Consider the following 16789-nt stretch of genomic DNA (forward strand, 5'->3'; position numbering starts at 1 on the left):
AGGGAAATGGAATGTCACGCCAGCGCCGCCTGCAGCTCTGCCTCGATGGCCGCCTGATCCAGCGCCTGGCCAATCACCACCAAGCGTGTGATACGAGCCTCATCCGCGCCCCAGGCACGATCGAAATGCTTGTCGAAACGCTGGCCAACGCCCTGCAACAGCAGGCGCATGGGTTTGCCGGGGATGGCGGCGAAGCCCTTGATACGCAGGATGCCGTACGTGGCCACTGCGCCCTTGAGCGCTTGCAGCAGGCGAGCTTCGTCAACCTCCGGCAGGTCGACGGAGAAGGAGTCGAACTCATCGTGGTCGTGATCCTCGTCCTCATCGTCGTGATGGGTGCGGCGCGCGTCGATGTGCAGTTCGGTCTCGCAGTTGAGCCCCAGCAGCACGTCCAGCGGCAGCTCGCCGCCGTGGGCTTCGATGACTTTCACCGCCGGCGGCAGCTGCTCGGTCACCTCGGCGCGCACGGCGGCCAGGGTCTCGGCATCCAGCAGATCGGCCTTGTTGAGGATGACCAGGTCGGCGCTGGCCAGTTGGTCAGCGAACAGTTCATGCAGCGGCGACTCGTGGTCCAGGTTGGGGTCGAGCTTGCGCTGCTGATCGACCTGATCCGGAAAGGCAGCGAAGGTGCCGGCGGCCACGGCCGGGCTGTCGACCACGGTAATCACCGCGTCGACGGTGCAGGCATTGCGGATTTCCGGCCAGTTGAAGGCTTGCACCAGCGGCTTGGGCAAGGCCAGGCCGGAGGTTTCGATGAGGATGTGATCGAGGTCGCCACGCCGCGCCAGCAGCTCGCGCATCACCGGGAAGAACTCTTCCTGCACGGTGCAGCACAGGCAGCCGTTGGCCAGTTCGTAGACCCGGCCGTTGGCCTCTTCTGCCGAACAGCCGATGGAGCATTGCTTGAGGATTTCGCCGTCGATGCCGAGCTCGCCGAACTCGTTGACGATCACCGCGATACGCCGGCCCTGGGCGTGGCTGAGCATATGGCGCAGCAAGGTGGTTTTGCCGGCACCGAGAAAGCCGGTAACGATGGTGACGGGAAGTTTGGCCAAGCTGTTCATCTGTCGCTGCCCTGTGCGGTTCGAAGCTAAATCGGATCGGCAGGCAGGTGCGACGCGTGCTGCGCAGCCATCGGGCTCGCGTCAGCCGTGCGCCACCGGATCACCCCGCCCGGTTGTCATCATGCAGTTCGAAGGCAGGTCTCCTGGCTCACGACGTGGCCCATCCCTGATCAGGGCGGCCCTCTCTTCGCCTTCCCGCTTAGCGCAGTGGCAATGGAAGAGATCGAGTCGTTTACAGTTGCGGGGGCAGCTGCGGCGTTGAACCGCATTCCCTCTTAGCTCTGGCGCCTGGCGGCGCAGAGAACCTCGAAGCGGCAAGGCTACGCAGTGCATGGCGCAGGGTCAATTCGCACAACACGGCCGGCGCCTGCCGAATATCGCCGAAGTTGACGCCCGCCAAGGGTTCGTGATGTTCTAGAAAAGCTGTTTCAGGTGTCTTGCGCCGTCGTGCGCAAGGTGAAACGGGAAGTCGGTGCGCCCTGTCTCGCTCAGAGCTGGCTAGTCCGACGCTGCCCCCGCAACGGTAAGCGAACGATGGGATCGGTATCCACTGTGCCTCGGCATGGGAAGGTCAGACCCATAGCACTGCACTCAGCAGTCGTCGCAAGCCCGGAGACCGGCCTGAATCCATACAGTTTGGCAAACCCGCGGTGGGCGGGCGCAAACCGGAAGCCTGCGTGCGCTCGCGCCAGGCTCTTCGTGCGTTCCCTTCTGCTACGTCTTCATTTCCAGTTCAGAGGGAACGGTCATGTCCAGTAGCACCCTTACACATTCTGCCGAGGCCAGCGCCTCGCTCTCACACCGCCTGGCCCTGGCCATCGGTGCCGGCCTGCTCGGCGCCCTGCTGGTGTACTTCGCCGGCTTTTCGCACATCGAAGCGGTACACAACGCCGCGCACGATACCCGTCACAGCGCCGCCTTCCCCTGCCACTGAGAGCCCAGCCATGATCAAGCGTATCGCGCAGACGGCCGGTTTCAGCGGCCTGCTGGCAGCCCTGCTGCTGACCCTGCTGCAAAGCTTCTGGGTCTCCCCGCTGATTCTCCAGGGTGAAACCTACGAGAACGCCGAACCCGCCACCGAGCAGGTTGCCGAGCACAGCCATGAAGCTGGCACCGCCGCCCACACTCACGAACACAGCGCCGAAGCCTGGGCGCCGGAAGATGGCTGGCAACGTGTGCTGGCCACCACGGGCAGCAACCTGGTGATCGCCGTCGGCTTCGCCCTGATGCTGGCTGGCCTGTACACCTTGCGCACGCCGGGCCGCACCCGTGACGGCCTGCTCTGGGGCCTGGCCGGCTTCGCTACGTTCAGCCTGGCGCCGTCGCTCGGCCTGCCGCCGGAATTGCCTGGCACGGCCGCAGCCGACCTGGCGCTGCGCCAGTACTGGTGGATCGGTACCGCCACCGCCACGGCAGTCGGCCTGGCGCTGATCGCCTTCGCCCGCCACTGGGCAGTGAAGGTGCTCGGCGCGGCATTGCTGGCCATCCCCCATGTGATCGGCGCGCCGCAGCCGGAGGTTCATTCGAGCCTGGCGCCGGAAGCTATGGAACATCAGTTCATCTGGGCCTCGCTGATCACCAACGTGTTGTTCTGGACCGCCCTGGGCGTCCTCAGCGCGTGGCTGTATCGCCGCTTCGCCGGCGCCAACGCCGCATAAGCGCGCCTTTGGTAGTCGCCCGCGAACCCGCTGCCGGCCCTGCCGCCAGCGGGTTTTTCGTCTCCATCCAGGCCATTGCTCGTGATCAAACACAACCTGCTGTATATCGCCGGACTGGGCTGTCGCCGTGGTTGCCCGGAAGCCGACCTGTATGACCTGCTGGCACAGACCCTGCGCGTCCACGGCCTGCAACCGGCAGACCTGAGCGGCCTGGCCAGCATCGAGCAGAAACGCGACGAGCCGGGCCTGCTCGCCCTGGCGCAACATCTCGACCTGCCACTGACGCTTTTCAGCCCTGACCAGTTGAGTCCATTCGCCGAACGAGTGACACAGCTCAGCGTTGCAGCCTTGCACAGCACCGGCAGCGCCAGCGTCGCCGAGGCCTGCGCACTGGCCCAGGTAGAGGCCCTCACTGGCGCAACAGCCAGCTTGCTGATCAGCCGACACAGCAGCGCCCAGGCCACCTTCGCCCTGGCCGGCGTCATGGCCATAGCGGACGACTTCATCGATAAACAGGAGCGAGCATGACGGTCTATTTCATTGGCGCCGGACCCGGCGACCCGGAGCTGATCACGGTCAAGGGCCAGCGTTTGATCCGCAGTTGCCCGGTGATCCTGTATGCCGGCTCTCTGGTACCCGAAGCGGTACTGGCCGGACATAGCGCCGAACAGGTGGTCAACACCGCCGAACTGCACCTGCAAGCGATAGTCGAGCTGATCAAGAGTGCCCATGCGCGCGGCCAGGATGTCGCCCGCGTGCACTCTGGCGATCCGTCCCTGTATGGCGCCATCGGCGAGCAGATTCGTCATCTGCGCGCCCACGGCATTCCCTTCGAGATCATTCCCGGCGTTACCGCCACGGCGGCCTGCGCGGCCCTGCTAGAGAGCGAACTGACCCTGCCACAGGTGTCGCAAACGGTGATCCTCACCCGCTTCGCCAGCAAATCGGAAATGCCCGCCGGCGAACAACTGCACGACCTCGCCCGTCACGGCGCCACCATGGCCATTCACTTGGGCGTGAATCATCTGGGGCGGATTGTCGAAGAGTTGCTGCCGCACTACGGCGCCGATTGCCCGATCGCCGTGGTGCATCGCGCCAGCTGGCCGGACCAGGACTGGGTCAGCGGCACGCTGGCCGACATCGAAGAGAACGTACGCGCCAAGGGCTTCCGGCGCACCGCGCTGATCATCGTCGGCCGTGTGCTCGGCGCCGAAGACTTCGCCGACTCAGCGCTCTACAACGAAACCACGCGACACCTGTTCAGACCGGCAGGCGACGCAGGCAATAAAGACTCTGACTGATCTTGCCGTGATTCTCGGCAATCACGATTTCCGCACCCTGCGCTCGCAGGTGCAGGTTGATCTCGCTGGCGAACAGTTCCTGACAGAACCGCGCGTACGACACCTGAGCGGCAGCGTCCAGCCGCTGCATCAGCAGCGCATGCAGCGCCGGCAAGGTGAAACACCAGCCACCCGCATCACAGGCAAACCCGCGCTCCCTGAGCCGGGCGACGAAAGTCTCGTCCCCACCCAGCACCTGGGCGCAGCACTCAAGAAACACCTCGACCCGTTGCGACATCGCACGCTCATCCGCTGATCACCCTCTAACCGGGCGGCTCGCACTTTACCGACGCGGGTCGAAGACTGAAACCAGCCCTCGACGCACCACGACCAAATCGCAGGCAAGAAAAAGCCCGCAATGAGCGGGCCTCTTCTAATGGGGAGCTAGTCCTTTAGCTTGTCTCGATCATCTGCCGGCGCTTGTGAAAATTGTGTGAAAGACAAAAATTAAATACGCGCCAGGCAGCAGAAACAGTAAACCGGCCACACGTGCCGTGCTTGTATGGAATTCATAGCCCATGGGGACAGCTAGAACAATCAGATGGTGCCCGAACCCGGACTCGAACCGGGATGACCGTAAGGCCGAGAGATTTTAAGTCTCCTGCGTCTACCGATTTCGCCATTCGGGCAGTAGCGCTGAAAAAAGCCAGGGCCGGACTATATACAGCCCCAGCCGCTCCGACAAGGCTGCTCGCCTATAGCCTGCCACAAAGAAAAAGCCCCGTAGATCAGCGATCTACGGGGCTTTTCTATACTGGAGGCCGATACCGGAATCGAACCGATGTACGCGGATTTGCAATCCGCTGCATAACCACTCTGCTAATCGGCCTCAAACGAAGACGCCGCAAGAAGCGGCGTCAACGTCAACAAATTGGAGCGGGAAACGAGACTCGAACTCGCGACCCCGACCTTGGCAAGGTCGTGCTCTACCAACTGAGCTATTCCCGCGTCTTGGTGACGGGCGCCATTCTATATCTTCACAGCGCCGCGTCAACCCCTTGATTCAATAAAACTTTATTTCTTTTCCGCGCTGCTGCTGAGATGCGGCCAGGCAGCCAGCAAGTACTGGATCATCGACCATAGCGTCAGGCCCGCCGCAATAATCAGCAGCACATAACCCAGCCCAACCCACAGGGTCATCTGCGGCGGGTTACCCAGGAGAATCACCAGGGCAACCATCTGCGCAGCGGTTTTCCACTTGCCCAGATTGGACACTGCGACATGCGCTCGCGCGCCCAGCTCCGCCATCCACTCGCGCAACGCCGAAACGACGATTTCACGACCAATGATGATGGCCGCCGGCAAGGTCAGCCAGAGCGTGGCGTGTTCCTCGACCAGCACCACCAAGGCCACGGCCACCATCAGTTTGTCTGCCACCGGATCGAGAAAGGCGCCGAATGGCGTGCTCTGTTCCCAACGACGCGCCAGGTAGCCGTCGAACCAGTCGGTTATCGCGGCCAGGGCAAATACCCCGCTGGCGGCCAGGTAGCTCCAGGAAAAAGGGAGATAGAAAAACAGGATGAAGACCGGGATCAGGGCAACGCGCAGAACGGTGAGCAGATTTGGGATGTTCATCAGGACTACTGACCAGCAAGGTGAGCCGGCATTCTACTCGCTGTGCAGGGCCGCATAAATCGACTCGGCGAGCTTTTTACTGATCCCCGGCGCCTTGGCGATTTCGTCGATGCTGGCGCGATTGAGCTCCTGCAGCCCCCCAAAGTGCTTGAGCAGCTCGCGCCGCCGCTTGGGCCCGATGCCGGCAACCTCTTCCAGACTGGAAGTGCGTCGCGCCTTGCCGCGACGAGCGCGGTGCCCGGTGATGGCGAAACGGTGGGCTTCATCGCGGATCTGCTGGATCAGATGCAGCGCCGGCGAGTCGGCCGGCAGGGTGAACTCATGATCGGGATCATTGAGATAGAGCACTTCCATACCCGGCTTGCGTGTCACGCCCTTGGCTACGCCGAGCAGGATCAACTCAGGCACGGCCAGCTCCTGCAGCACGTCACGCGCCATCGCCATCTGTCCCTTGCCGCCATCAACCAGGAGGATGTCAGGCAACTTGCCCTCACCGTCCTTCAGCTTGCTGAAGCGCCGCGTCAGGGCCTGGTGCATCGCCGCATAGTCATCCCCAGCAGTTACCCCTTCGATGTTGTAGCGACGGTAGTCGGACTTGAGCGGCCCTTCCGGCCCGAAGACCACGCAGGAGGCAACCGTTGCCTCGCCGCTGGAGTGACTGATGTCGTAGCACTCCAGCCGCTGCGGTGCTTCATCCAGATCGAGCGCTTCGGCCAACGCCTCGAAGCGCGCAGCCACATGCTGACGGTTGGCCAGGCGCGCGCCCAGCGCCTGCTCGGCATTGGTCACCGCCAGTTGCTGCCAACGCGCCCGCGTACCGCGCACACGATGACTGATGGCCAGCTCGCGCCCGCGCAGCTCGGCAATGGCTGCAACCAGTGTCGGGAAATCTTCGTGCTGCACATTGACGATCAGCTCGCCGGGCAGGTCGCGCTCATGGCTGGAGAGGTAGTACTGGGCCAGGAAGGCCGCCAGTACCGCGCCGCCCTCCTCTTCGATGCCCACTTGCGGGAAGAAGGTCTTGCTGCCCAGTACGCGCCCACCGCGCACACTGATCAGGTGCACGCTGGCCCCGCCCGGATTAACGATGGCCGCGACCACGTCGACATCCCCCGTGCCACCCTCCATGCTCTGCTGATCCTGTACCCGCCGCAGCAGGCCGATCTGGTCACGCAACTCGGCCGCGCGCTCGAATTCCAGGTTCATCGCCGCCTTTTCCATGGCTGCAGACAGCTCATCGGTCAGGGCGCTGCTGCGCCCATCGAGGAACATCACCGAGCGACGCACGTCCTCCGCATACTCTTGCGGCTCAACCAGGCCTACGCACGGCCCCTTGCAGCGCTTGATCTGGTACTGCAGGCATGGCCGGGTGCGATTCTTGAAATAGCTGTCCTCGCACTGACGGACCAGAAAGGTCTTCTGTAGCAGGTTGAGGCTTTCGCGGATCGCCCCCGCGCTTGGATAAGGCCCGAAATAGCGGCCCTTCTCCTTCTTCGCCCCACGGTGAATGCCCAGGCGCGGGAAGTCACCATCGGAAAGCAGCACGTAGGGATAGGATTTGTCGTCACGCAACAGGATGTTGTAGGGCGGACGCCACTGCTTGATCAGCGTCTGCTCGAGCAGCAGCGCCTCGGTCTCGTTACCGGTGATGGTGGTTTCGACCTGCGCAATACGCGCGACCAGGGCGGCCGTCTTCGGCGCCAGGCCAGTCTTGCGAAAGTAGCTGGCGAGGCGCTTTTTCAGGTTGGAAGCTTTGCCAACGTAGAGCAGCTTGGCTTCGCCATCGAACATCCGGTAAACACCCGGACGACCGCTGCAGGTGGCCAGGAAGGCACTTGAATCGAACGGTGCGGACATCTCAGCTAATGGCATCCACCATGCCATGGCGCACGGCCAACAGGGCCAGCTCCACGTCACTGGTGATCGAAAGCTTCTCGTAGATGCGATAGCGGTAGGTGTTGACCGTCTTCGGCGACAGGCAGAGCTTGTCGGAGATGGTCTGCACCTTCTGGCAGTTGGCGATCATCAGGGCAATCTGGATTTCCCGCTCGGAGAGCAGATCGAATGGCGAACCGCTGCCGTTTGGCTGGAAGGATTTCAATGCCAGCTGCTGAGCAATCTGCGAACTGATGTAGCGCTGCCCGGCGAAGGCCATGCGAATCGCCTGCACCATCTCTTCCAGCGCCGCGCCCTTGGTCAGGTAGCCCGCAGCACCGGCTTGCAGCAGACGCGTTGGAAACAGGTCGTCCTCGCACGCGGTAACGGCGATGACTTTAAGGTCGGGGTAACTGCGAAGGAGTTTGCGCGTGGCCTCGAGGCCACCGATGCCCGGCATCTTGACGTCCATGAGAACGACGTCAGGCTTGAGCTCACGGACTTTTTTCAGCGCTTCCTCACCGGAATCCGCTTGCCCGATCACCTGCAGACCGTCGATGTCGGCCAGCATGCGGGTTATGCCCGTTCGAACCAGATCGTGGTCGTCGACCACCAGCACCTTAATCAAGCGAAACCTCGCCACATCGTCATGCCGCTCAGGGCGGTCTTCTGGGCATACAGCCGGACTGTGAAGGCCTTCACGAACTTAGCTTGACGCAAATTCGTCAAAAAGCAAACGCCAGAAAACTGCACTTGGCAATGTGAAACAAGGACGAATGTGGCGGAGGCGGTGAGATTCGAACTCACGGAAGAGTCTCCCCTTCGACGGTTTTCAAGACCGTTGCTTTAAACCACTCAGCCACACCTCCGCATTCGCGGGCCGCCATACTACCCGAACGTAACACACTGTCAAACTCTCACCATTGGCACTCTCCGATGCTCTGTTATGATCGGGACAAGTAGGGTCACGGAACCCTTTTGCCATTACAGGAGTGGTGCCATGCACGAACAAGATTACGCCCTCGCCCAGACGCAGGTTGAGCAGCAGGAAGTCAGCAAAGTACTGCGCAACACCTACGGCCTGCTGGCCCTGACCCTGGCCTTCAGCGGCCTGGTGGCATTTGTTTCCCAGCAACTGCACCTGCCGCATCCTGGCTTCCTGATCACGCTGGTTGGTTTCTACGGCCTGTTCTTCCTGACGGTGAAGCTGCGCAATTCGGGCTGGGGTCTGCTGTCGACCTTCGCCCTGACCGGCTTCATGGGTTACACCCTGGGCCCGATCCTCAACCGCTACCTGGGCATGGCCAACGGCGCTGAAGTCATCAGTTCGGCGTTCGCCATGACCGCCTTCGTCTTCTTCGGCTTGTCTGCCTATGTGCTGACTACCCGCAAGGACATGAGTTTCCTGGCTGGCTTCATCACAGCCGGTTTCTTCGTCCTGGTTGCCGCCATGCTGGTTAGCGTCTTCGTCGAGATCAGCGGCCTGCAGCTGGCAATCAGCGCCGGTTTCGTGCTGTTCGCCTCGGCCAGCATCCTGTTCCAGACCAGCGCGATCATCCACGGTGGTGAGCGCAACTACCTGATGGCGACCATCAGCCTGTATGTGTCGATCTACAACCTGTTCATCAGCCTGCTGCAACTCTTCGGCATCATGGGCAGCGACGACTGATCTTCAGATGCGTTGAAAAGCCCGCCTCGGCGGGCTTTTTCATGCCTGCAAGAAGCATCTGCGGCGTTCTGCCTTTATCATGGCCGCAGAGTTTCCCGTTCGGATGCGCCATGAAGTTCGCCATCGCCCTGTTCAGCCCTGCCCACGCGCCCTCCTCGCGCCGCGCCCTGCGCTTTGCCCAGGCGGCACTCGCCGGCGGTCACGAAATCGTCCGCCTGTTCTTCTACCAGGATGGCGTGCACAGCGCCGCCAGCAACGTGGTCAGCGCCCAGGACGAGTTGGACCTGCCCGCCGAATGGCGGGCCTTCGTTGCGGCCGAGAACCTGGACGCCATCGTCTGTATCGCTGCAGCCCTGCGCCGTGGCGTGTTGAATGAGGAAGAAGCACAACGCTATCAAAGGCCGGCTGCCAACCTTGGCGCACCCTGGGAGCTTTCCGGGCTGGGGCAATTGCATGAAGCCAGCCAGTTGGCCGATCGCCTGATCTGCTTCGGGGGGCACTGATGAGCAAATCCCTGCTGATCATCAGTCGCCAGGCACCCTGGGCCGGCCCCAGCGCCCGCGAGGCCCTGGACATCGCCCTGGCTGGCGGCGCCTTCGACTTGCCGCTGGGTCTGCTGTTTCTCGACGACGGCGTGTTCCAGCTGCTGCCCGACCAGCAACCGGGCGCGCTGCAACAGAAGGACCTGACCGCCAACCTGCAGGCCCTGCCGATGTTCGGCGTCGAAGCCCTTTACGTCGCCAGTCGCAGCCTGAGCGAACGCGGCCTGGCGGAGCAGCCCCTGGCGCTGCCCGTGGAAAGCCTTGACGACACAGAACTGACCCTTCTTATCGACCGTTACGACCAAGTGATCACGATCTAATGGCCACCCTGCACGTGCTTTCCCACTCGCCCTTCAGCGACAGCCGTTTCGCCAGCTGCCTGCGCCTGCTTGGCCCGCAGGATGGCCTGCTGCTCAGCGGTGATGCGGTCTATGCCTTGCAACCCGACACCAACCAGTTGCAGGCCCTGCAACTGATGCCGGCAAGCATCGCCCTGTATGCCCTCGAAGAAGACATGCAGGCGCGCACCCTGGCGGCACCAGAACGTACTCAGGTCGTCGACTACCCCGGCTTTGTCGAACTGTGCACCCGCTACGCCAAGGTAAACAGCTGGCTATGAGCAACCTGATCGTCGACGGCCACCCCATCGCCCTGGACAAGGACGGCTACCTGCAAGAGCTAGCCGACTGGTCGCCGGCCACCGCCGAGGCGCTGGCCACGCTGGAAGAACTGCAACTGTCTGCCGAGCACTGGGAAGTCCTCGAACTGCTGCGCGCCTTCTATGCCGAATTCCAGCTATCGCCAGCCACCCGCCCCCTGATCAAGTACGTCGCCCTCAAGCTCGGCCCGGAAAAGGGCAACAGCCTGCACCTGAACCGCCTGTTCAAAGGCACGCCCGCCAAGCTAGCCGCCAAGCTCGCCGGCTTGCCGAAACCCACCAACTGCCTGTGAAAATCGCGCCCATGAACCTTGTAGCTCCCCCGGAACACCCGTTCGCCCAGTTCGTGCGCATTCTTGGCAAGGGCAAGCGCGGCGCGCGCAGCATGAGCCGCGAGGAGGCCCGCGAAGCCATGGGCCTGCTGCTCGACGGCAAGGTCGAGGACACCCAACTGGGCGCCTTCCTCATGCTCCTGCGCCACAAGGAAGAAAGCGCCGAAGAGCTTGCAGGCTTCACCGAAGCCCTGCGCGAGCGCCTGCAGGCCCCGCCGATTGCGGTGGACCTGGACTGGCCCAGCTACGCCGGCAAGAAGCGCCACCTGCCCTGGTTCCTCCTGGCGATCAAGGCCCTGGCGGCCAGTGGCCTGCGCATCCACCTGCATGGTGGCGGCGCGCACACTGCGGGGCGCCTGTTCAGCGAGCAGTTGCTGGAAGTTCTGGAGATTCCGCTGTGCCATTCCTGGGCGGAAGTCGCCAGCGCCCTCGATCAGCAGCACTTGGCCTTCACCCCGCTGGGTGCCTGGGCGCCGCAACTGCAGCGGATGATCGACCTGCGCAACACCCTCGGTCTGCGCTCGCCGATCCACTCGCTGGCGCGCATCCTCAACCCGCTCGGCGCGCGCTGCGTGATGCAGAGCATCTTCCACCCCGGCTACCAGGCCGTGCACCGCGAGGCCAGCCAGCTACTCGGTGACACAGCCATAGTGGTCAAGGGCGAAGGCGGCGAGATCGAGGTCAACCCGGACGGCCAGTGCCACTTGTACGGCACCGCCAATGGCGAGAACTGGGACGAGGAATGGCCGGCGCTGTCCGCCCTGCGCCACGTCAAGCCGGAACAGCTCGACCCGACGCACCTACTGGCCTTCTGGAAGGGTGAAGTCGAGGACGCTTACGGCCGTTTGGCCGTGCTCAGCACCATCGCCCTGGGCCTGCGCGCCCTAGGCGAACCGCGCGAAAGCGCCTTGGCACGTGCCGAAACGATCTGGAACGCGCGCGCTCAGTCGGCCGACTGAGCGCCTTCGAACCAGGCCAGTTTTTCACGCAGCTGCACCACTTCGCCGACTATCACCAAGGTCGGCGCATGCACTTCGTGCTCGGCTACCAGTTGCGGCAAGTCGGCCAGGGTGCCGGTGAACACGCGCTGACTGCGCGTGGTGCCCTGCTGCACCAACGCGGCCGGCGTACTTGCCGCGCGGCCGTGCTGGATCAGTTGCTGGCAAATCATCGGCAAGCCGACCAGGCCCATATAGAACACCAGGGTCTGGCCCGGGGCGCTGAGTTCCTGCCACGGCAGGTCGCAACTGCCATCCTTGAGATGCCCGGTGACAAAGCGCACCGACTGCGCATGATCGCGGTGAGTCAGCGGAATCCCCGCGTAGGCCGCGCAACCGGACGCTGCGGTAATGCCCGGCACTACCTGGAACGGGATGCCGTGGGCCGCCAGTTCCTCGATTTCCTCGCCGCCACGACCGAAGATGAACGGATCGCCACCCTTCAGGCGCAGCACGCGCTTGCCGGACTTGGCCAGCTCGACCAGGCGCTGGTTGATCTGCTCTTGCGGCAGCGCATGGTCGGCGCGCTGCTTGCCGACATAGATGCGCTCGGCATCGCGGCGGCACAGCTCGATGATGGCCGGCGCCACCAGACGGTCGTAGAGCACCACATCGGCCTGCTGCATCAGGCGCAGGGCGCGGAAGGTCAGCAGATCCGGATCGCCCGGACCCGCGCCGACCAGATAGACCTCACCCAGCGCACGCGGTGCGCTGCCGGCGATCTTCGCCTCGAGCAGGCGCTCGCCCTCGCCCAACTTGCCGGCGAACACACTCTCGGCGATCTGCCCCTGGAATACGTCTTCCCAGAACACCCGGCGCTGCTGCACATCAGGGAACAGCCCGCGCACCTGGGCACGAAACTTCTTCGCCAGGCCGGCCAGCTGGCCGTAGGTGGCGGGAATCCAGGTCTCGATCTTGGCGCGAATCAGGCGCGCCAGTACCGGCGCATCACCGCCGCTGGTGACCGCGACGATCAACGGCGAGCGATCGACGATGGCCGGGAAGATAACGCTGCACAGCTTGGGCGCATCCACCACATTGACCGGCACGCCGCGCGCCTGGGCCTGGGCCGAAACCTGCTCGCGCAACGGCTCGTCGTCACAGGCAACAATCACCAGGCCCACGCCCAGCAGGTCGTCTGTCTGGTAGTCACGCAGCAGCAGCTCACCGCCCTCGCCCACCAGCTCACGCAGCTCGGCACACACCTCATCCGCCACCACACGCAGGGTCGCCCCGGCATCGGCCAGCAGGCGCGCCTTGCGCAGCGCGATCTCGCCGCCGCCGACGACCAGCACCGGACGATCCTGCAGTTTGTGGAACAGAGGGAGAAAATCCATGACGCACGCTCTCGATCAGGAAAAACAAAACGGGGCGGCTCTGGCCACCCCGTAATTTGTAGCTAACGTCCGAATCAGCCGATGACTTCCAGGCCGCCCATGTAGGGCTTGAGCACTTCCGGCACGCGAATGCTGCCATCAGCCTCCTGATAGTTCTCCACCACCGCCACCAGGGTGCGGCCTACCGCCAGGCCGGAGCCATTGAGGGTATGCACCAGCTCCGGCTTGCCGGTTTCCGGGTTGCGGTAACGGGCCTGCATGCGGCGGGCCTGGAAGTCGCCACAGTTGGAGCAGGAGGAAATCTCGCGGTACTTGTCCTGGCTCGGCACCCAGACTTCCAGGTCGTAGGTTTTCACTGCGCTGAAACCCATGTCGCCAGTGCACAGCGCCAGCTTGCGGTAGGGCAGCTCAAGCAGCTGCAGGACGCGCTCGGCGTTGCCGGTCATGGCCTCCAGCGCCTCGAAGGACTTGCTCGGCTCGACGATCTGCACCATCTCGACCTTGTCGAACTGGTGCTGGCGGATCATGCCGCGGGTGTCGCGACCCGATGCACCGGCTTCGCTGCGGAAGCTCGGGGTGTGGGCGACGAACTTCAGCGGTAGCTGCTTGGCGTCGACGATCTCGCCAGCGACGATGTTGGTCAGCGACACTTCGGCGGTCGGGATCAGGTACAGGTCAGCCTGGCCCTCACGCGGCACCTTGAACAGGTCTTCCTCGAACTTGGGCAACTGGCCGGTGCCCTGTAGGGCCGAGGCCTGGACCAGATAAGGCGTGTACGCCTCCTCGTAGCCGTGCTGCTCGGTGTGCAGGTTGACCATGAACTGCGCCAGGGCGCGGTGCAGGCGGGCAATAGGCCCGCGCAGCAGGGCGAAACGGGCGCCGGACAGCTTGGCGGCGGTCTCGAAATCCAGCCAGCCATGCTGCTCACCCAGGGCGACGTGATCCTGGACGGTGAAATCGAAGCTGCGCGGCGTGCCCCAGCGAGCCACCTCGACGTTAGCGTCTTCATCTGCACCGACTGGCACCGACGCGTCGGGCAGGTTGGGGATGTTCAGCAGCAGGTTGTCCAGCTCGACCTGGATGGCGTCCAGCTCGCGCTTGCCCTCTTCCAGGTCGCTGCCCATCTTGTCGACTTCCGCCAGCAGCGGCGCGATGTCCTCGCCACGCTGTTTGGCCTGGCCGATCGACTTGGAACGGGTGTTGCGCTCGGCCTGCAGCTGTTCGGTGCGGGTCTGCACGCTCTTGCGCTGAGCCTCAAGAGCCTCGAAGCGCGCCACGTCCAGCTGGAAGCCGCGGGTAGCCAGGCGGTCCGCAATGTCCTGCAGTTGGGTACGAACCAGTTTGGAGTCGAGCATGAGATGTTCTCGTTCAGATCAGAGCTTGGTTAATGTCAGGCCGGCCCAGGTTGCGAGCAGACCACCCACTACGCTGACCGCCGCATAGCCGATGGCCATGGGCGCCTGGCCGTTTTCCAGCAGGCGCAGCGTATCGAGGGAAAAAGATGAAAACGTGGTCAGGCCACCGAGGAAGCCCACCATCAGGCCCGCGCGCACTTCCAGCGGCACCTCCGGGCGCAACAGGAACAGCCCGTAGAGATAGCCAATCAGCAGACAGCCAACAATGTTGACCGCCAGGGTAGCGCCATAGAAATGCTGCGGCCAGTGTGCGCTCACCCAGTTGCCGGTGGCGAAACGCAACAGCGTGCCAGTTGCACCACCCAGGGCGACAGCAATCACCACACCGATCATGGCTCTCTCCTTTTGCGCGGGCTGGCGGCATCCAGTGCGGCCAGATGGGCCAGCTTGTCGCGAATCTTCAGCTCCAGCCCACGCGGCACTGGCTGATAGTAGGCCTGCGGCTCGAGCTGTTCAGGGAAATAGTCTTCGCCAGCGGCATAGGCATCCGGCTCGTCGTGGGCGTAGCGGTATTCATCGCCGTAGCCGAGCTGCTTCATCAGCTTGGTCGGCGCGTTGCGCAGGTGCAGCGGCACTTCCAGCGAGCCATGCTCGGCGGCGTCGCGCATGGCGGCCTTGAAGCCCATGTACACGGCGTTGCTCTTCGGCGCACAGGCCAGGTAGACGATGGCCTGCGCCACGGCCAACTCGCCTTCCGGGCTGCCCAAACGCTCCTGTACGTCCCAGGCGTTGAGGCACAGGGTCAGGGCCCGCGGGTCGGCATTGCCAATGTCCTCGCTGGCCATGCGCACCACGCGGCGCGCCAGGTACAACGGATCGCAGCCGCCATCGAGCATGCGCGCGTACCAGTACAGTGCGCCGTCCGGGTTGGAGCCGCGCACCGACTTGTGCAACGCGGAAATCTGGTCGTAGAAGGCTTCGCCACCCTTGTCGAAACGCCGCCGGCTATCACCCAGCAGGTTCTGCAGCAGTTCGGGAGCGATCTCGCTGCCGTCCTCGGCCAGGTCGGCGGCGTTCTCAAGCAGGTTGAGCAGACGCCGGCCGTCACCATCGGCGGCGGCCAGGAGGATCTGGAAGCTCTCGTCCGGCAGGCTCAGCTGCTGTTTACCCAGGCCCTTTTCTTCCGTCAGCGCGCGCTGCACCAGCTTGCGCATGGCTGCCTCGTCGAGACTTTTCAGCACATAGACGCGAGCGCGCGACAGCAGCGCGTTGTTCAGCTCGAAAGACGGGTTCTCGGTGGTAGCGCCGATGAAGATCAGCGTGCCGTCTTCCACATAGGGCAGAAAGGCATCCTGCTGGCTCTTGTTGAAGCGGTGCACCTCATCGACGAAGAGGATGGTACGGCGGCCATACTGCGCGGCCTGCTGCTTGGCCACTTCCACCGACTGGCGGATTTCCTTGACCCCGGAGAGCACCGCGGAAATCGTCTCGAAGTGCGCCTCGGAGACCTGCGCCAGCAGCTTGGCCAGGGTGGTCTTGCCCACGCCCGGCGGGCCCCAGAAGATCATCGAGTGCAGCGCGCCCTGCTCCAGCGCTTCGCGCAGCGGCTTGCCGTGGCCCAGCACATGCTCCTGACCGACGTACTCGTCCAGGCTGGTCGCGCGCAAACGGGCGGCCAGGGGCTGAGCGACAGGGGCAGAGCGGAACAGATCCATGGCAGGCGGCGGCAGACTCTTAGTTGGTTTCCGAAATCACGTCGGCACCCTTGGGCACCTCGAAGTCGAACAGGCCGGCATCCAGTTTCTCGTTCATCTTGACGCTGAGGAACAGGATGTTGGTGCGCTGGCCGACCGCGTCGATCAGCTGCATGTCGTTGATCACGCCCTTGCGAAAAGACAGGCGCAGGTTGTCGAACAGGGTGTCCTTGGCCTTGGGCTTGAGCATGAAGTCGACCACTTCGCCGGCTTCCTTGAAGCTGATCTCGAAGTTCTCGCTGATCTTCGACGCATCGCCGGACAGCAGCAGCGCCGGGGTGTGGGTCATGCGCTGGTCGAGGCTCTGGATGGTCACCTGCATCAGGTCCGGGTCATACAGCCAAACCTTCTGGCCGTTGGACACCAACAGTTGCTCCTGCGGCGCATCGGTATGCCAGCGAAACAGCCCCGGACGCTTGAGCGCCAGCTGGCCGGAGGTTTCCTGCAGCTGAGTGCCGGTACCGTCCAGGGTCAACTGGGAGAAACGCCCGCTGAGGGTCTGGGCCTGGTCGAGCAGCGCGCTCAGGCGCTTGACCGCGACATCATCGTTGGCCTGGGCAGTAACGGCTGTGCAGGCCAGCGTGGCCAACAGCAGCATGCGGATCAGTCGCATGGAAATCCTCTTCATACTA

At 63.5% G+C, this 16789-nt stretch carries 20 protein-coding genes, 4 tRNA genes and 2 riboswitches; of the genes, 10 read left to right on the top strand and 14 right to left on the bottom strand.

Annotated features, from left to right (window positions below; translation table 11 throughout):
• Positions 1-14: 14 nt before the first annotated feature.
• Entirely contained in the window at positions 15-1064 is a 1050-nt protein-coding gene (gene cobW / locus H3H51_RS14760; RefSeq protein ID WP_183089810.1) for a cobalamin biosynthesis protein CobW, read from the bottom strand.
• Positions 1065-1180: 116 nt separating this feature from the next.
• Positions 1181-1388: riboswitch (cobalamin riboswitch) on the bottom strand.
• Positions 1389-1477: 89 nt separating this feature from the next.
• A riboswitch (cobalamin riboswitch) is annotated at positions 1478-1703 on the top strand.
• 109 nt (positions 1704-1812) lie between these two features.
• Here cobW and H3H51_RS14765 point away from each other — a divergent pair.
• The 4 genes from H3H51_RS14765 (at position 1813) to cobM (ending at position 4023) form a co-directional block, all read left to right on the top strand.
• Entirely contained in the window at positions 1813-1998 is a 186-nt protein-coding gene (locus H3H51_RS14765; RefSeq protein ID WP_183089811.1) for a CbtB domain-containing protein, read from the top strand.
• Between the two features lie 10 nt (positions 1999-2008).
• Complete coding sequence (locus tag H3H51_RS14770; protein WP_183089812.1) at positions 2009-2722, top strand: CbtA family protein; 714 nt, start codon at positions 2009-2011, stop codon at positions 2720-2722.
• Positions 2723-2803: 81 nt separating this feature from the next.
• A complete protein-coding gene (locus H3H51_RS14775; RefSeq protein WP_328803668.1) occupies positions 2804-3250 on the top strand; it encodes a cobalamin biosynthesis protein in 447 nt (148 codons plus the stop codon).
• Positions 3247-4023 (top strand): precorrin-4 C(11)-methyltransferase, encoded by a 777-nt coding sequence (gene cobM, locus H3H51_RS14780; RefSeq protein ID WP_183089813.1) that lies wholly within the window; start codon positions 3247-3249, stop codon positions 4021-4023. The genes H3H51_RS14775 and cobM overlap by 4 nt, the downstream gene beginning before the upstream one ends.
• Here the strand turns inward: cobM and H3H51_RS14785 are convergent.
• The 8 genes from H3H51_RS14785 to H3H51_RS14820 form a co-directional block, all read right to left on the bottom strand.
• Complete coding sequence (locus H3H51_RS14785; RefSeq protein ID WP_183089814.1) at positions 3983-4300, bottom strand: hypothetical protein; 318 nt, start codon at positions 4298-4300, stop codon at positions 3983-3985. The two genes, cobM and H3H51_RS14785, sit on opposite strands and share 41 nt — an antisense overlap.
• Positions 4301-4604: 304 nt before the next feature.
• Positions 4605-4691: transfer RNA gene (locus tag H3H51_RS14790), tRNA-Leu, on the bottom strand.
• A gap of 126 nt (positions 4692-4817) precedes the next feature.
• Positions 4818-4891 (bottom strand) — tRNA-Cys (locus H3H51_RS14795).
• A gap of 43 nt (positions 4892-4934) precedes the next feature.
• A tRNA-Gly gene (locus tag H3H51_RS14800) sits at positions 4935-5010 on the bottom strand.
• Between the two features lie 66 nt (positions 5011-5076).
• Complete coding sequence (gene pgsA, locus H3H51_RS14805) at positions 5077-5637, bottom strand: CDP-diacylglycerol--glycerol-3-phosphate 3-phosphatidyltransferase (protein WP_183089815.1); 561 nt, start codon at positions 5635-5637, stop codon at positions 5077-5079.
• A gap of 33 nt (positions 5638-5670) precedes the next feature.
• The gene (gene uvrC, locus H3H51_RS14810) at positions 5671-7494 is read right to left on the bottom strand and encodes an excinuclease ABC subunit UvrC (protein WP_183089816.1); all 1824 of its coding nucleotides are present in this window, start codon (positions 7492-7494) and stop codon (positions 5671-5673) included.
• A gap of 1 nt (position 7495) precedes the next feature.
• Positions 7496-8140: a response regulator transcription factor GacA gene (gene gacA, locus H3H51_RS14815; protein WP_183089817.1), complete on the bottom strand. Its 645-nt coding sequence runs from the start codon at positions 8138-8140 to the stop codon at positions 7496-7498.
• 151 nt (positions 8141-8291) lie between these two features.
• Positions 8292-8381 (bottom strand) — tRNA-Ser (locus H3H51_RS14820).
• A gap of 131 nt (positions 8382-8512) precedes the next feature.
• Here H3H51_RS14820 and H3H51_RS14825 point away from each other — a divergent pair.
• From H3H51_RS14825 to H3H51_RS14850, 6 genes are all read left to right on the top strand, one after another.
• Positions 8513-9181, top strand: a complete 669-nt coding sequence (locus tag H3H51_RS14825) for a Bax inhibitor-1/YccA family protein (protein WP_183089818.1) — start codon at positions 8513-8515, stop codon at positions 9179-9181.
• A gap of 110 nt (positions 9182-9291) precedes the next feature.
• Positions 9292-9684 (top strand): sulfurtransferase complex subunit TusD, encoded by a 393-nt coding sequence (gene tusD / locus H3H51_RS14830; protein WP_183089819.1) that lies wholly within the window; start codon positions 9292-9294, stop codon positions 9682-9684.
• The gene (tusC, locus tag H3H51_RS14835; RefSeq protein ID WP_183089820.1) at positions 9684-10043 is read left to right on the top strand and encodes a sulfurtransferase complex subunit TusC; all 360 of its coding nucleotides are present in this window, start codon (positions 9684-9686) and stop codon (positions 10041-10043) included. The genes tusD and tusC overlap by 1 nt, the downstream gene beginning before the upstream one ends.
• Positions 10043-10342, top strand: a complete 300-nt coding sequence (gene tusB / locus H3H51_RS14840; RefSeq protein ID WP_183089821.1) for a sulfurtransferase complex subunit TusB — start codon at positions 10043-10045, stop codon at positions 10340-10342. Before tusC ends, tusB begins: the two co-directional genes overlap by 1 nt.
• Entirely contained in the window at positions 10339-10674 is a 336-nt protein-coding gene (locus H3H51_RS14845) for a TusE/DsrC/DsvC family sulfur relay protein (protein WP_183089822.1), read from the top strand. Before tusB ends, H3H51_RS14845 begins: the two co-directional genes overlap by 4 nt.
• An 11-nt stretch (positions 10675-10685) precedes the next feature.
• Positions 10686-11672 (top strand): glycosyl transferase family protein, encoded by a 987-nt coding sequence (locus H3H51_RS14850; protein WP_183089823.1) that lies wholly within the window; start codon positions 10686-10688, stop codon positions 11670-11672.
• Here the strand turns inward: H3H51_RS14850 and cysG are convergent.
• The 5 genes from cysG to lolA form a co-directional block, all read right to left on the bottom strand.
• A complete protein-coding gene (gene cysG / locus H3H51_RS14855; protein ID WP_183089824.1) occupies positions 11657-13048 on the bottom strand; it encodes a siroheme synthase CysG in 1392 nt (463 codons plus the stop codon). The genes H3H51_RS14850 and cysG overlap by 16 nt on opposite strands.
• A gap of 74 nt (positions 13049-13122) precedes the next feature.
• Entirely contained in the window at positions 13123-14403 is a 1281-nt protein-coding gene (gene serS, locus H3H51_RS14860) for a serine--tRNA ligase (RefSeq protein WP_183089825.1), read from the bottom strand.
• A gap of 18 nt (positions 14404-14421) precedes the next feature.
• Positions 14422-14796: a fluoride efflux transporter CrcB gene (crcB, locus tag H3H51_RS14865; protein WP_183089826.1), complete on the bottom strand. Its 375-nt coding sequence runs from the start codon at positions 14794-14796 to the stop codon at positions 14422-14424.
• Positions 14793-16118, bottom strand: a complete 1326-nt coding sequence (locus H3H51_RS14870; RefSeq protein ID WP_183089827.1) for a replication-associated recombination protein A — start codon at positions 16116-16118, stop codon at positions 14793-14795. Before H3H51_RS14870 ends, crcB begins: the two co-directional genes overlap by 4 nt.
• 19 nt (positions 16119-16137) lie before the next feature.
• Complete coding sequence (gene lolA / locus H3H51_RS14875) at positions 16138-16770, bottom strand: outer membrane lipoprotein chaperone LolA (protein WP_183089828.1); 633 nt, start codon at positions 16768-16770, stop codon at positions 16138-16140.
• Positions 16771-16789: the final 19 nt, after the last annotated feature.

The organism is Aquipseudomonas ullengensis, from assembly GCF_014174475.1.
GTDB lineage: Bacteria > Pseudomonadota > Gammaproteobacteria > Pseudomonadales > Pseudomonadaceae > Aquipseudomonas > Aquipseudomonas ullengensis.

What these genes read in the sequence shown, in the direction of transcription:
- cobW (WP_183089810.1), bottom strand. Translation starts at nt 1,064, where the DNA reads ATGAACAGCTTGGCCAAACTTCCCGTCACCATCGTTACCGGCTTTCTC.
- H3H51_RS14765 (WP_183089811.1), top strand. Translation starts at nt 1,813, where the DNA reads ATGTCCAGTAGCACCCTTACACATTCTGCCGAGGCCAGCGCCTCGCTC.
- H3H51_RS14770 (WP_183089812.1), top strand. Translation starts at nt 2,009, where the DNA reads ATGATCAAGCGTATCGCGCAGACGGCCGGTTTCAGCGGCCTGCTGGCA.
- cobM (WP_183089813.1), top strand. Translation starts at nt 3,247, where the DNA reads ATGACGGTCTATTTCATTGGCGCCGGACCCGGCGACCCGGAGCTGATC.
- H3H51_RS14785 (WP_183089814.1), bottom strand. Translation starts at nt 4,300, where the DNA reads ATGTCGCAACGGGTCGAGGTGTTTCTTGAGTGCTGCGCCCAGGTGCTG.
- pgsA (WP_183089815.1), bottom strand. Translation starts at nt 5,637, where the DNA reads ATGAACATCCCAAATCTGCTCACCGTTCTGCGCGTTGCCCTGATCCCG.
- uvrC (WP_183089816.1), bottom strand. Translation starts at nt 7,494, where the DNA reads ATGTCCGCACCGTTCGATTCAAGTGCCTTCCTGGCCACCTGCAGCGGT.
- H3H51_RS14825 (WP_183089818.1), top strand. Translation starts at nt 8,513, where the DNA reads ATGCACGAACAAGATTACGCCCTCGCCCAGACGCAGGTTGAGCAGCAG.
- tusD (WP_183089819.1), top strand. Translation starts at nt 9,292, where the DNA reads ATGAAGTTCGCCATCGCCCTGTTCAGCCCTGCCCACGCGCCCTCCTCG.
- tusC (WP_183089820.1), top strand. Translation starts at nt 9,684, where the DNA reads ATGAGCAAATCCCTGCTGATCATCAGTCGCCAGGCACCCTGGGCCGGC.
- tusB (WP_183089821.1), top strand. Translation starts at nt 10,043, where the DNA reads ATGGCCACCCTGCACGTGCTTTCCCACTCGCCCTTCAGCGACAGCCGT.
- H3H51_RS14845 (WP_183089822.1), top strand. Translation starts at nt 10,339, where the DNA reads ATGAGCAACCTGATCGTCGACGGCCACCCCATCGCCCTGGACAAGGAC.
- H3H51_RS14850 (WP_183089823.1), top strand. Translation starts at nt 10,686, where the DNA reads ATGAACCTTGTAGCTCCCCCGGAACACCCGTTCGCCCAGTTCGTGCGC.
- cysG (WP_183089824.1), bottom strand. Translation starts at nt 13,048, where the DNA reads ATGGATTTTCTCCCTCTGTTCCACAAACTGCAGGATCGTCCGGTGCTG.
- serS (WP_183089825.1), bottom strand. Translation starts at nt 14,403, where the DNA reads ATGCTCGACTCCAAACTGGTTCGTACCCAACTGCAGGACATTGCGGAC.
- crcB (WP_183089826.1), bottom strand. Translation starts at nt 14,796, where the DNA reads ATGATCGGTGTGGTGATTGCTGTCGCCCTGGGTGGTGCAACTGGCACG.
- H3H51_RS14870 (WP_183089827.1), bottom strand. Translation starts at nt 16,118, where the DNA reads ATGGATCTGTTCCGCTCTGCCCCTGTCGCTCAGCCCCTGGCCGCCCGT.
- lolA (WP_183089828.1), bottom strand. Translation starts at nt 16,770, where the DNA reads ATGCGACTGATCCGCATGCTGCTGTTGGCCACGCTGGCCTGCACAGCC.